The organism is Streptomyces sp. NPDC003943, assembly GCF_053605265.1.
In genome coordinates this window covers 1-11,264 of record NZ_JBSGIW010000148.1, presented here as the reverse complement: position 1 = coordinate 11,264, position 11,264 = coordinate 1, and the positions used below count along the sequence as shown (strand labels likewise).

10 protein-coding genes are annotated in these 11,264 nt (G+C 74.5%); 4 read left to right on the top strand and 6 right to left on the bottom strand.

Features of this window, described 5'->3' with window-relative positions; all coding sequences use genetic code 11:
• A partial coding sequence (locus tag ACWEV0_RS34600; protein ID WP_453153782.1) for a DUF5685 family protein occupies nt 1-1,073 on the bottom strand: 1,073 nt, incomplete at its 3' end.
• A gap of 303 nt (nt 1,074-1,376) precedes the next feature.
• Between ACWEV0_RS34600 and ACWEV0_RS34595 the strand changes: the two genes are divergently transcribed.
• Complete coding sequence (locus tag ACWEV0_RS34595) at nt 1,377-1,811, top strand: cell division protein SepF (protein ID WP_453153781.1); 435 nt, start codon at nt 1,377-1,379, stop codon at nt 1,809-1,811.
• Between the two features lie 10 nt (nt 1,812-1,821).
• On the opposite strand, the gene ACWEV0_RS34590 is transcribed toward ACWEV0_RS34595, so the two are convergent.
• A complete protein-coding gene (locus ACWEV0_RS34590) occupies nt 1,822-3,489 on the bottom strand; it encodes an MFS transporter (protein WP_453153780.1) in 1,668 nt (555 codons plus the stop codon).
• 415 nt (nt 3,490-3,904) lie between these two features.
• On the opposite strand from ACWEV0_RS34590, the gene ACWEV0_RS34585 reads away from it, so the two are divergent.
• The gene (locus tag ACWEV0_RS34585) at nt 3,905-4,942 is read left to right on the top strand and encodes a phosphatase PAP2 family protein (protein WP_453153779.1); all 1,038 of its coding nucleotides are present in this window, start codon (nt 3,905-3,907) and stop codon (nt 4,940-4,942) included.
• A gap of 79 nt (nt 4,943-5,021) precedes the next feature.
• Here the strand turns inward: ACWEV0_RS34585 and ACWEV0_RS34580 are convergent, their stop codons facing one another.
• The 4 genes from ACWEV0_RS34580 to ACWEV0_RS34565 all read right to left on the bottom strand — a co-directional run bounded on the left by ACWEV0_RS34580 (nt 5,022) and on the right by ACWEV0_RS34565 (nt 8,704).
• Nucleotides 5,022-5,213: an I78 family peptidase inhibitor gene (locus ACWEV0_RS34580; protein ID WP_453153778.1), complete on the bottom strand. Its 192-nt coding sequence runs from the start codon at nt 5,211-5,213 to the stop codon at nt 5,022-5,024.
• 270 nt (nt 5,214-5,483) lie between these two features.
• Nucleotides 5,484-6,776, bottom strand: a complete 1,293-nt coding sequence (locus tag ACWEV0_RS34575; protein ID WP_453153777.1) for a glycosyltransferase — start codon at nt 6,774-6,776, stop codon at nt 5,484-5,486.
• A gap of 130 nt (nt 6,777-6,906) precedes the next feature.
• Nucleotides 6,907-8,226 (bottom strand): ABC transporter substrate-binding protein, encoded by a 1,320-nt coding sequence (locus ACWEV0_RS34570; RefSeq protein WP_453153776.1) that lies wholly within the window; start codon nt 8,224-8,226, stop codon nt 6,907-6,909.
• Nucleotides 8,198-8,704 carry a hypothetical protein gene (locus ACWEV0_RS34565; RefSeq protein ID WP_453153775.1) on the bottom strand — a complete coding sequence of 169 codons (507 nt, stop codon included), beginning with the start codon at nt 8,702-8,704 and terminating at the stop codon, nt 8,198-8,200. The genes ACWEV0_RS34570 and ACWEV0_RS34565 overlap by 29 nt, the downstream gene beginning before the upstream one ends.
• Before the next feature lie 106 nt (nt 8,705-8,810).
• On the opposite strand from ACWEV0_RS34565, the gene ACWEV0_RS34560 reads away from it, so the two are divergent.
• Together ACWEV0_RS34560 and ACWEV0_RS34555 are read left to right on the top strand one after the other, a co-directional pair.
• On the top strand, nt 8,811-9,287 hold the full coding sequence (locus tag ACWEV0_RS34560; RefSeq protein ID WP_453153774.1) for a hypothetical protein: 477 nt from the start codon (nt 8,811-8,813) through the stop codon (nt 9,285-9,287).
• A partial coding sequence (locus tag ACWEV0_RS34555) for an ABC transporter permease subunit (RefSeq protein ID WP_453153773.1) occupies nt 9,275-11,264 on the top strand: 1,990 nt, incomplete at its 3' end. The genes ACWEV0_RS34560 and ACWEV0_RS34555, both read left to right, overlap by 13 nt.

Genomic DNA, 11,264 nt, shown 5'->3' with positions numbered 1-11,264 from the left:
GGCGGGAGCGGGCCCCAGGGACCCCCCGGGCCACCGGGCCCGCCCGGACCCGGGTGGTACGGCCCGCCGGGGCCGCCCGGTCCGGGCGCGTACGGACTGCCGCCCGGGCCGCCCGGGGCGTACGGGTTCCCGGGCGCGGCTCCCGGTCCGGCGGGCGTGGCGTACGGGTTCCCCGGCACCGGTCCCTGTCCCGCGCCCGGCGCGCCGTGCGAGCAGGTCGTCGTGCCGAAGGCGCGGTCGACGGAGGTGCGCAGCTCGTGGGCGAGGAGCACATGGGCGAGCCGCCCGTCCGCGAAGTCGACGTCCTTCAGCGCGAGCCGGATGCCGTGCAGCGCGTCGTCGGCGAGCCGGCGGGCCTCCTCGCGGGAGGTGCCGGTCGCGGTGAGCGGGTTCCAGGAGCCGGCGGCGGCGTCGGCGGCCTGGTCCTCGACGGCGTCGAGGAGGTGGGCGAGGCGTCCGAAGAGGCGGCCGGCCTCGGCGAGGGGCGCGGCGTTGCCGGGGCGGCCGGCGAGCACCGCGGTGTGCGCGAAGGCGGCGGCGGTCGCGGTCTCGGTCGGCTCGGTGACGACGAGCAGCGGGGTGCCGGGCCCGGCGAGCGTCTCGATGCCGGTCTGCCGGTCCACCGCGTCGAGCAGGACGGCCGTGTCGAAGCCGAGCTCCCGGCCGGTGCGGGCGCCCGCCCGGTCCCAGGAGCGGGCGACCCGGCGGGCCGCGGCGGCGACCGGCCGGCGGGCCAACAGGCCGTCGCGGTCGGCGACGTGGTCGCGGATCTTCGCCGAGGCGAGCACCAGCGAGACGGCGGCGGCGAGCCGCGCGCCCTCGCCGCGCGCGACGGGGGCGGTCCGCATCTGGCGCAGCGGGCAGGGCCCGGCGGTGCGCCGGCCGGCCTCGGTGCGGCCGGTCTGAGCCTCCGTCAGGACCGAGACGATGAGGCCGTCGTAGTTGGTGACGACGCGGGCGAACTGCCCGTGGTCGGCGCGAAGTGCCAGACAGAGGCCGCAGAGATGGGCCATCCACTCCGCCTTGAGGCCCTCGGAGAGGCGGTGCGTGCAGGGCCTGACTATTCCGAACAAGAGACTCCCCCGTACTGCGGCTGCGTCGGCATCGTACCCACGGGTCCCGTTCACCCGTACGCCCCGGTCGTCACCCTTCCGGCCCGACATTCATCATTTGATTTGCACGGCTGCGGCCAAGCCTCCGTCAGCCCCCGCATACCGCAAGATCCCTGACGATTCGCCAGATTTCGGACCTCACGTTCTGCACCAGTACCGTCACGAAACCCCTGCGCGCCGACTATCCACTTGGCGCGCGATCCGCATCATGGACGACGATAGGGATTGCGGAACCACGAGTGACCGCGCTGAAAGGAGGCGTCCATGGGATCGGTGCGCAAGGCCAGTGCCTGGCTGGGACTCGTCGAGGACAACGACGAGCGTTACTACGACGACGAGTACGCCGACGGTGCCGAGAGCGGCGACGCCTGGGTGACGGACCCGCGGGTGCGGGTGGCGTCCGACACGGCGCACGAGCAGGGCCGTCGGATCGCGACCGTCTCGCCCGACGGGTTCCGGGACGCCCGGGGCATCGGCGAGCTGTTCCGGGACGGCGTCCCGGTGATCGTCAACCTCACCGCGATGGAGCCGAACGACGCCAAGCGCGTCGTCGACTTCGCCGCGGGCCTCGCCTTCGGCCTGCGCGGCTCGATCGAGCGCGTCGCGACCCGGGTCTTCCTGCTGACCCCGGCGGACACCCAGATCGTGACGGGCGAGTCGGCCGGCCGCGCCCAGGACGGCTTCTTCAACCAGAGCTGAGCCGGGGGCCTCAGGGCCCCGGGCTCACCGCGGCCGGCGGCGCGCTCGGTTCGCGGGTGGCGGGCACCTTCGGAAGGTCCTGCCCGCACTTCCGCTCCGGCGCCCGGTCCGGGTTCAGGTCCTGGGCGGGAGCGCACTCCATCACGCGCGGCAGCCGCAGCGCCATCAGCGCGCCGAGCAGCAGCAGGCCCGCGCTCACGAAGAGCGTGACGTGGAGGCCGTGGACGAAGGCGTGGCGGGCGGCGTGGTGGAGCGTTTCGCCCGCGGTGCCGCCGAGCCGGCCGGCCACCTGGTACGCCTCGCCGAGGGAGTTCGCGGCGGCGCGCGCCGCCGGGGCGGGCACGCCGGGCAGTCCGGCGAGCCCGGGCGCGTACGCCGCGTTCATGACGCTGCCGAGCAGCGCGATGCCCATGCCCGCGCCGAGCTGGTACGAGGTCTCGCCGATCGCCGCCGCGCCGCCGGCGCTCTCCGGCGGGGCCTCGCTGAGCATCGACTCGTACGCCGAGAAGAGCGTGGTCTGCAGGCCGAAGCCGAGCAGCACGAAGCCCACCGTGAGCAGCACCGGCCGGTCGTGCTGGCCCATGAGGACGAGCAGCAGCACCGCCGCCGCCGTGAGGACGAAGCCCCAGCCGACCATCCGGCGCGGACCGAGCCGGTTCAGGGTGTACGAGCCGGTGGCGCCGGCGGCCATCGCGGCGAAGGTGAGCGGGAGCAGCCGGAGGCCGGTCTCCAGGGGGCTGAGGCCGAGGATCAGCTGGAGGTACTGGACCGCGATGAGCTCCAGGCCGACCAGGGCCAGCATGCCGAGCACGATGCAGCCGACGGAGGTGGTGAAGGCCGCCCGGGCGAAGAGCCGCATGTCGATCAGCGGGTGCGCGCGCCGCTTCTGCCGCCGTACGAAGAGGACGACCAGGAGGGCGCCCACGAGCAGCGGGCCGAGGGTGGCGGGGGCTAGCGGCTCGGCGCCGGCACCGAGCCGCTTCACGCCGAGGACGGCGCCGAGCACTCCGGCGGCGGCCATCAGCGCGCCGAGCACGTCCCAGGGCCCGTCGGCGGCGCCGCGCGACTCGGGGAGCAGCCAGCGGCCGATCGGCAGGATCAGGGCCATCAGCGGGATGTTGATCAGGAAGACCGAGCCCCACCAGTAGTTCTCGACGAGGAAGCCGCCGAGCACGGGTCCGGTGGCGGCGCCGACTGCGGCGACCGCGGTCCAGATGCCGATGGCGGTGGCCCGCTCGCGCCGGTCGGGGAAGACCGCGCGGAGCAGCGAGAGCGTCGCCGGCATGATCATCGCGCCGCCGACGCCGAGCAGGGCCCGGGCGCCGATGAGCACCATGGGCGCGGTGGCGAGCGCGGCGACCGCCGACGCGATGCCGAAGAGCGCGTAGCCGAGCAGCAGCACGCGTCTGCGCCCGACCCGGTCGCCGAGGGTGCCGAAGAGGATGAGGAGCGACGCGCAGATCAGCGGGTAGGCGTCCACGATCCACAGCAGCTGGGTGGAGCTGGGCCGCAGGTCCTCGGTGAGCGAGGGGACGGCGACGTGCAGCACGGTCGAGTCGAGCGCGACCAGCAGCAGACTGACGCAGAGGACGACGAGGACGACCCAGCGGTTCGCGCCGCCGTCGGGGCCGCGGCCGAGGGCCCGCGGCCGTGTTTCGGCCGTGATCGTCCGCGCCATGCATGTACCTCCCAGTGAAGCCCTCGCGCTCGGCGGGCACCGGCCGGGGGGTCGGCCCCGGGGCGGCCCGGCATCGACGGGCGAGTGAGCCGTCAGCGTACGCGAGTTCAATGCCCGAGCGCGTGGTCAGGGTCTCACCCCGGCGGGCCGCGTGGTGTGGCGTACGCCACTCGGGCCGTCGTGCGCCCGCACCGCGTGTCACCTGGAATTTCGCGTGCGGAGCCGTTTCCGGAATTCTCCGGGCGGTCAAACAGGCTTACGGAATCGCGGCTTCGGCGAAAGCACCGGAGGTCATCGGATTTTCCGATGGATGACGGGAACAAACGCCCGGCTGAGAGCAACTCCACATCACATCGTCATCACGAAGGGACCGGAACGACCAAGGTCGCTACTCACTCCCTGTAACGTCGATTGGGTGCGTACCGACATCTTTGCCCGGCTGGACCGGGAGCCGGAACCGCCGAAGATAGAGGTCCCGCGGATGACCCGGACGCGTCTCGCCCTCTTCGGCGGGACGCTGGCGTTCTATCTGGTCATCGTCGTCGCCGTGCTCCTCTCGACCCCGCTGGTGCTGATCGACTGGAAGATCATGCTCTTCCGGCCCTACCAGCAGTGGCCGGAGTGGCACGCGTTCCTCGACTACTACGTCGTCCTCGGCCAGCGCGGTCCGACGGCCGTGATGGTGGCGGCCTGGCTGGGCTGGCGCTCCTGGCGCCAGCACACGCTGCGGCCGCTGCTCTCGCTCGGCGCCGCGCTGCTCCTGCTCAACGCCACCGTCGGCGCGGTCAAACTCGGTCTCGGCCGGCTCGGCCCCCACTACGCGACCCAGATCGGCTCCGCCGAGCTGTTCGCGGGCGGCGACATATTCCCGTCCGGGCACACCGCGAACGCGGTGGTGACCTGGGGCATCCTGGCCTATCTGGCGACCACGCCGAGAGCCCGCCGCTATCTGTCGGCGCTGTCGGCCCTGGTCGCGCTCGGCGTCGGCCTGACCACCGTCTACCTGGGCACGCACTGGCTGAGCGACGTACTGCTCGGCTGGGCCGCCGGCCTGGTCGTGCTGCTCGCGCTGCCCTGGTGCGAGCCGGTCATCACGGTGGCCGAGGCGTGGATCCTGGGCGTGCGCGACCGGCTGCGCGAGCAGCTGCGGTCCCGCCGCCGCCTGGTGCCCTCGCTGCCGGTGGCGACCGGCGGCCCGGTGCCGGGACTCTTCCCGCAGCGGCCGGCCGGGGCCGAGGAGCCGGTGCGGGAGACCGTCGGCGCGGGCAGCGCCGGCCGGAACGCGACCGGGCGGGCCGCCGGCCTGCCCGCCTCGCCGCTGGCCGCCCCGCGCGCCCACCACACGGCCGGCCACCACTCCGCCGCCCATCACGCGGTGCGCTCGGAGCGCGCCCCGGTCGGCCCGGCCGGCAGCCGTCGCCCACCGCACTCGCGGCCGGCGACGGGCGGCTGAGCGACACGGACGGGTACGGCAGAGGGCCCCGGCCGATCACGGCCGGGGCCCTCTGCCGTGCCCTTCCGGACCGGCTCTCTCAGCCGCGCCAGGCGCGGGTCACGACGCCGTCCTCGACCTCGAAGTTGATGCGCGCCTCCATGTACTCCATGGTGATGATCGAGCCCGGCGGCAGGGACCGGACGACGCTCCAGCCACGGATCCGGGCGAGGCGCTCGGCCTCCTCGGCGGGGAGTCCCACATACGTATCGGGTGCGTGTTCGGATGTCATGCAGCTCACGTTAGTACCCTGCCGGTCACGCTTGTGTCACAGGTTCTCGACATGTGTTTGACATGACCCCGCTCTTCCGGAAGCGCGCCCACGGGGTCGAATTCCAGCCGTTTCCCCGGTAATTCAGGGGATCTCGGCGCCCTTTCCCGGAATTCCTCAGAACAAGCGGACGGCAGCATTCCGCCAGTAATTCCGCGACGCCACGGCCCAGGGCCCGTTCACGTTTTCCCCGCGGCCCGTCCGCGCCGCGCGCACGGAGGCCCGCTTCCGTCAGCGGAAGCGGCGGACCAGCGCGCCGGCCCTGGCCTTCGCCGCGTAGGCGCTGTCGAGGAGGGCGCCGACCGTGCGGTGCAGGGCGGCGCGGGCCGCCGGGTGGCTGCGGGCGCGCGGGGCGTCGGCTCCGGCCCGCCGCTCGACGAGCTCGCTCCAGATGGCCTCGTGGCGGGCCGCGATCCGTACCGGGTCGAAGCGCTCCGAGGAGACGAGGGCGGCCTTCGCCGCCCGGGCCCGGGCCTCGTCGTCGTTGATGAGGGCGAGCAGGGCGGAGGCGACGGCGGCCGTGTCGTCGACCGGGACGAGCCGGCCGTCGACGCCGTCCTCGATGATCTCGCCGGGGCCGTACGGACAGTCGGTGGAGACCACCGGCAGGCCGCAGCGCATCGCCTCGACGATCGTCATGCCGAAGGACTCGCGCCGGGAGGTCACGGCGGCCAGCGAGCCCTTGGCCCACTCCGGCTCCATCGGGTGGGCGGTGCCCATGAGGAAGACGTTCCCGCCGACGCCGAGCCGCTCGATCTGCCGGGCCAGGCTCTGCTTCAGGTTGTCGGCGGCGTCGCCGGTGCCGTAGATCCGCAGCTTCCAGTCGGGACGGGCGGCGGCCACGTCCGCGAAGGCGTCGATCAGCAGGTCGTACCGCTTGACCGGGGTGAGCCGGCCGGCCGCGACGACGATCCTGGCGGCCGGGTCGGCGGGCGGCACGGTGGGCGCGGGGACGCTGTTCGGCACGGCGTCGACGCGGACCGTGCCCGGCAGGCCGAGCGCCCGGTAGGAGCGGGCGTCGGCCTCGGTGACGGTGGTGACGGCGTCCAGGAGCGCGTACTCGTGGGCGATGTCCCGGCGCAGCCGGTAGCTGTGCCCGTCCAGGATCAGGTGCTCCTGCCCGACCAGGACCGGTCCGCGCGGCGCCTGCCGGGCGAGCTGCACGTTGAGACCGGGGCGGGTGGCGATCACCACGTCCGCGTCGACGGAGGCGAGGTGGGCGCCGATCCGGGCGTCGGTGAGCGCGCTGTACTGCTTCCAGCGCCCGTCGCCGCGCGGGAAGACCCGGGCGGGACGGTGGAAGTCGGGGTGCTCGCCGTCGTACCCGGGGCTGTTCTTCCGGATGTCGACGAGCGGACGGAGCGTCACTCCGGCGGGTACGCCGAGGATCGGCTCGTCGCGGTGGCGGAACACCGAGACGATCTCCACCTCGTGACGGGCCGCCAGCTCGGCGGCGAGCGTGAAGACCGTCCGGATGGTGCCGCCGATGTGGTAGCCGTTGTGGAGCAGGAAGGAGATGCGCATGGCCGTACCGGTTCCCCCCGGTCAAGCGTGTCTGGTCGCCGCCGACTGTACTGCGCGCGCGGGGGCCTTGCGCGCGACCGGCGTCCGGGCGGTGTCGCGGGCGGTTCCCCGAACGACGCCGCGGGCGGTGTCACGGGCGGTAGCCCAGCTGGGGCACGGTGGCACAGTTGCGGTTCATGTCGCCCTGCGGGACCCAGCCGCGGCCGTCCTGCCAGCGGGCCACGGACAGGCAGGTGTACGAGGTCTTCGGCGGCGTCGCCAGACGCTCGAAGCGTACGGGCAGGAGCAGCCCGCGGGCGGTGTACGGCTCCGCCCGGTTGACGTACGCCTCGACGCACGCCCGGGTGATCCCGGCGGGTCCGCCGGGGCCGCCGGCGCAGGAGCGGGCCGCGTCCGTGAACCACATGGCCGCCGCCCAGCCCTCCAACTGCCACTGCGACAGCGGCCGGTCGCCCATCGCCGCCCGGAACTCCCGCACGGCGGGGAAGGCGGTGTCGTCGTAGGCGCGGCTGGAGCCGGTGACGTACAGCGCGGCCCGGCAGCCCGGCGCCTTCGCGTAGTCGCGCGGTACGGACGAGGACCAGTTCTGCACGTTGGTCACCTTGGCGGCGACATGGACGCCGAGCGCCTCCATGGCCTCGCACAGCTGCACGTTGCCGTGGGTGTCCATCGCGTCGAGGACGAGGTCGGCGTGCTGTGCGCGCAGATCGGCGGCGACGGCGCGGAAGTTGGGCAGCGCGAAGTCGACCTGCTCGCCGACGACCCGGTAGCCCTCGGCGCGCAGCCCGTTCGTGATCAGCCGGGCGTACGCGGCGGAGGCCGCCTGGTTGTACGAGACGACGGCGGCGGTGCGGGCGCCGAGGTGACTGCGGAACCAGCGGTAGACCTCGGTGCCGCCGTACAGGACCCCGTGCCAGCCCGGCGACTTCCCGGTGCGCGGGGCGGAGCTGCCGTAGATGCCGTAGAGGTGCGGGTAGGTGTCGTAGGCGGGGGTGAGCGGCTGGCCGCCGATGTCGGGGACGCCGGCCTTCGCGACGAGCGGGGCGCCGGCGTAGTCGAGGGCGGTGGTGGCGACCAGGGCGAAGACCTTGCGCCGGTCGACCAGTTCGTGGACGCAGGCGTTGTTGCCGATGCCGCTGCCGCCGTCGTCGCAGGTGAACACCTCGACCTTGCGCCCGGCGACGCCGCCGCGGGCGTTGAGGACGTCGAACCAGGCGCGGGCGCCGTCGCGCGGCCCGGTGAAGGTGTCGCCGCCGACCGGGCTGGTGGCGCTGGTGATGATGCCGACGCGGAGCGGCTCACCGCCGGAGGGGTGGACGGTGGGCCGCGTTTCGAAGGCACGCTCCGGGAGCCGGCTGCCGCAGCCCGCCAGGAGCGGGACCAGGGCGGCGAGCACGGCGAGGAGCAGCGCCGCTACCGCCTCAGCAGCCCGGGGCCTGGGTCGTGCCACTGAGCTGGACCAGGCCGCAGAGGGTCTTCACGGACACCTTCCAGGTGTTGTCCTGCAGGACGGAGGTGCCCTTGGCGTTGGGCAGGGCCGGGTTGCCCGACACCAGCAGGTCGTAGGTGACGTTCGCGCCGGTGGGCGAGGTGAAGCTGATCTGGGTGACCTTGACGGAGGTCGCGGCGGCGTTCTTGTTCCCGGCGAAGGCGCCGAGGACGGGCGCCATCTTCTCGCCGTTCTCCAGGAGCTTGATCCGTTCGGCGGGCGGGGTCTTCGGGTCGAAGAAGGCGGTCCAGTTCTTGGTGATCTGCGCCTTGGCCGCGACCGTGTCGAGCGGCTGGTTCGTCGGGGCGGGCGAGGTGGTGGGCGTGGCCTTGCTCGGCGCCGGGTTGCTGCCGGAGTCGTCGGAGCAACCGGCGACGACCGGAGTCAGCACCAGGACCGCCGCCGCGCCGAAGACCGCCGCACGTCGCGTGAGAAGCATCTGGCTCACCACCGGATGTCAGGGGCAGGCCGAACGCCTGATGAGTCCAGGGTGGGGCGATTCGGGGCATAGTGCAAGGAAAGCGGGTGAAGGTGGTGAGGCCCTCGTGCGCTCGACATCATGGACCGTACGGAGGGTCCGGGCGGTCCGGACGGGCCGGTTGCTGCTGTGGGGCGGCCTCGCGGCGGTCGCCGGGGGCGCGGTGCTGTGCGTGATCGGGTGGTACGGGGTCTCCGGCGAGGTCATCGTCGCCCGGCAGCTGCCGTATCTGGCGTCGAGCACGGTGCCGGGGGCGGCGCTGCTCGTGGCGGGGGCGGTGTGGGTGGTGGCGGGAGTACGGGACGGGACGGGGGCCGCCGTGGCGGAGCCGGCGGGGGAAGCGGCCGATACCGACGCGGATGCCAATGCGGATACCGAAGCCGAAGGAAGACCCTCCTCGGACGAACCGCCGCTGCGGGTACCCGGCGGAACCCTCGCCCACCGGCCGGACTGCCCGCTGGTGACGGGACGTCCGGAGGCGGTGCCGGTGGGGGACGACACGGGACTCGAACCCTGCCCGGTGTGTGAGCCGTGGCCTCGCTGACGTACGACCTCACCCTCGCCGGTCTCGCCGTCGGCAGCGCGGCCGCGCTCACCGGCATCGGACTGATCGTCACGTACCGCGCGACCGGCGTCCTCAACCTGGCGCACGGCGCCATCGCGATGGTCTGCGCGTACGTGCTCCGGCAGCTCGTGGTCGAGTGGGGGTGGCCGCTGCCGCTCGGCGCGCTCGTCACACTGCTCGTGGTGGCGCCGGGCATCGGCCTGCTCCTCGACCGGGCCGTGTTCCGGCCGCTCGCGCTCGCCGGGTCGAACCCGGCGCAGACGCTGGTGGCGTCGATCGGCGTGTTCGTGCTGCTCGTCGGCGCGGCGGCGCTCGTCTGGGGCAACGGAGCCCGGTCCGACGCGCCGGTGCTCCTCGGCGACGATCCGTGGACCCAGCTGGCGGCGGTGGTGGCGCTCGCGTGCCTGGTCGGGGCGGTGACCCGGTGGACCCGGTTCGGCCGCGAGCTGCGGGCCGTCGTCGACAACCGGCCGCTGGCCGAGCTGTCGGGCATCGCGACGGACCGGGTGTCGGCGGCGGGCTGGGCGTTCGGCGCGTTCACGGCCGGCTTCACGGGCGTGCTGCTCGCGCCGTACGTGCGGCTCGACCCGTACGGGATGCCGCTGCTGGTGGTCGAGGTGATCGCGGTCGCGGTCCTCGCCCGGATGCGGAGCCTGCCGGTGGCCGTCCTCGCGGCGCTCGCCCTCGGCGTGGCGCAGGCCCAGCTGACCCGCCTGCACCCGGAGGGCTGGGCCGGCCCGCTGGTCCAGGCGGTCGGCGCGAACCTGTTCGTGGTGGCCCTGCTGGTGGCGGCGCTGGTGCTGCCCGGGGTGGGCGGCGAGGACACGCTGCCGCCGCCGGCTCGGGAGGCGCGGGTGCCGGTGGGCGTATGGCTGGTGGCCGGCGTGCTGCTCCTGCTGCCCCTGGGCTTCGCGGGTGACGACCTCTCGACGGCGGTGCAGGTCCCGGCGCTCACGGTGATCCTGCTCTCGCTGGTGGTGGTGTCGGGCCGCGGCGGCCAGATCGCGCTCGGCCAGGCGGCGTACGCGGGACTCGGCGCCCTGTTCACGGCCCTGCTCGCGGCCGCCGGGCTGCCCGAGCTGGTGGCGCTCGGGGTGGCCGCGCTGTGCGTGGCCCCGCTCGGCCTGCTCACCGGCTGGCCCGCGATCCGCCGCCACGGCCTGGCGCTCGCCCTGGCCACGCTCGCGGTCGGGGTGGCGGTGAGCCGCTTCGTCTTCGCCCAGCCGTACGCGACGGCGGGCCTGACCCTGAGCCGCCCGGCGGGTCTCGACGGCGACCGCCGTTACTACGCCCTGGAACTGGCCCTCCTCGCCGGCGCCCTCCTCCTGGTCGCCGCCCTGCGCCGCGGCCGCACCGGCCGCGCCCTCGCCGCCCTCCGCGACCACGAACCCGGCGCCGAGGCCGCCGGCGTCCCCGTCGCCGCCCTCAAACTGCTCGCCTTCACCCTCGGCGCCGGCCTCGCCGCCCTCGGCGGCGGCCTCCTCGCGATGTCCGTCCGCGCCTTCGACCCCGACACCTTCGACCCGATCCGCGGCCTCCTCTGGTTCGCCGCCGTCCTCGTCCTCGGCGCCGACTCCCTCCTCACCCCCCTCCTCGCCGCCACCCTCCTCATCACCCTCGACGCAGCCACCCACGCGGGCGTGGCGGTAGCCGTGATCGGCCTCCTCGCCACCCTGACGGGCCGCGTACCGCCACTGACGTCCCTGCTGTGGGCGGGCCGCGCGGAGGGGGCCGGACGCGCGGGCGGACGAGACGGGGCGAGGGCGACGGGGCGCCCGGGCGAACAAGGCGGGGCGACACGGACGGCCGCGGGTGGGCGAGGCGGGGCGAGGGCGGCGGGCGCGGGCGGACGAGGCGGGGCGCGGGCGACCGGCGCGGGCGGACGAGACGGGGCGAGGGCGCCGGGCGCGGGCGGACGAGGCGGGGCGAGGGCGCCGGGGCGCACCGACGCGGAGG

Bases quoted from the DNA above. Each gene is read 5' to 3' on its own strand.
- ACWEV0_RS34575 (WP_453153777.1), bottom strand. From the start codon at position 6,776: ATGCGCATCTCCTTCCTGCTCCACAACGGCTACCACATCGGCGGCACC.
- ACWEV0_RS34595 (WP_453153781.1), top strand. From the start codon at position 1,377: ATGGGATCGGTGCGCAAGGCCAGTGCCTGGCTGGGACTCGTCGAGGAC.
- ACWEV0_RS34580 (WP_453153778.1), bottom strand. From the start codon at position 5,213: ATGACATCCGAACACGCACCCGATACGTATGTGGGACTCCCCGCCGAG.
- ACWEV0_RS34590 (WP_453153780.1), bottom strand. From the start codon at position 3,489: ATGGCGCGGACGATCACGGCCGAAACACGGCCGCGGGCCCTCGGCCGC.
- ACWEV0_RS34565 (WP_453153775.1), bottom strand. From the start codon at position 8,704: ATGCTTCTCACGCGACGTGCGGCGGTCTTCGGCGCGGCGGCGGTCCTG.